The organism is Pseudomonas sp. GM84 (assembly GCF_000282535.1).
Lineage (GTDB): Bacteria > Pseudomonadota > Gammaproteobacteria > Pseudomonadales > Pseudomonadaceae > Aquipseudomonas.
This window is the reverse complement of record NZ_AKJC01000299.1, coordinates 1-978: the sequence shown is the minus strand read 5'-3', so window position 1 is coordinate 978 and position 978 is coordinate 1. Positions and strand designations below refer to the sequence as shown.

General features: G+C 63.1%; 1 protein-coding gene. It reads right to left on the bottom strand.

Annotation, left to right across the window (positions count from 1 at the left end; all coding sequences use genetic code 11):
* Positions 1 to 33: 33 nt before the first annotated feature.
* Positions 34 to 810: a type I methionyl aminopeptidase gene (map, locus tag PMI38_RS21170; protein ID WP_443216398.1), complete on the bottom strand. Its 777-nt coding sequence runs from the start codon at positions 808 to 810 to the stop codon at positions 34 to 36.
* Positions 811 to 978 lie beyond the last annotated feature (168 nt).

Genomic DNA, 978 nt, shown 5'->3' with positions numbered 1-978 from the left:
CGGCGATTGGGCTGCAAAGCAGCCCCGCCAATCTCAGCGGTTACGCTCTTCATCCCGCAACGTCAGCACCTCGACCCCATCCTCGGTCACCGCCACCGTATGCTCCCACTGCGCCGACAAGCAGTGGTCGCGGGTAATCACCGTCCAACCGTCGCGCAACGTCCGTGTCCCTCGGCCGCCCTGGTTGATCATCGGCTCGATGGTGAACACCATCCCCGGTTTCAGCTTCATGCCCATGCCGCGCTGGCCAAAGTGGAGCACCTCGGGGCCTTCGTGCATCTGCTGGCCAATGCCATGCCCGCAATACTCGCGCACCACGCTGTAGCCTGCCGCTTCGGCATGGGCCTGGATGGCATGACCAATGTCGCCCAGCGTCGCGCCAGGGCGCACCTGGGCGATGCCTTTCCACAGCGCGTCGTAGGTGGTGTCGACCAGGCGCCGGGCCTCGTCGCTGATCGGCCCGATCGCGTACATCTTCGACGAATCGGCGATGTAACCACCTTGTTCCAGGGTGATGTCGACATTGATGATCGAGCCTTCCTGCAACACTTCATCGACCTTGGGCATGCCGTGGCAAACCACATGGTCCACCGAGGTGTTGAGCGAGTAGGGGAAGCCGTACTGGCCCTTGCTCGCCGGGCGGGCCTTGAGCGTATCGACGATGAACGCCTCGGCGCGGTCGTTGATCTGCATCGTGGTCACGCCGGGTCGGATGAAGCTGTCGAGGTCGGCGAATACTCGGGTCAATAGCTGCCCGGCGTTACGCATCAGGGCGAGTTGGGCGGGGGTCTTGAGGATCACTTGGGACATGGAATGCGGGTAGAAGCTCTTGCTGGAAATTGCCCCAGCATAGCGCCATGAGTCTTTGACCTGCCACTGCATGGTGCGTTGGTAGTACTGGCCCTATCGCCGGCAAGCCGGCTCCCACAGGGATTGCACATGCCTCAGGGGCGGCGGTGCACCTGTGGGAGCCGGCTT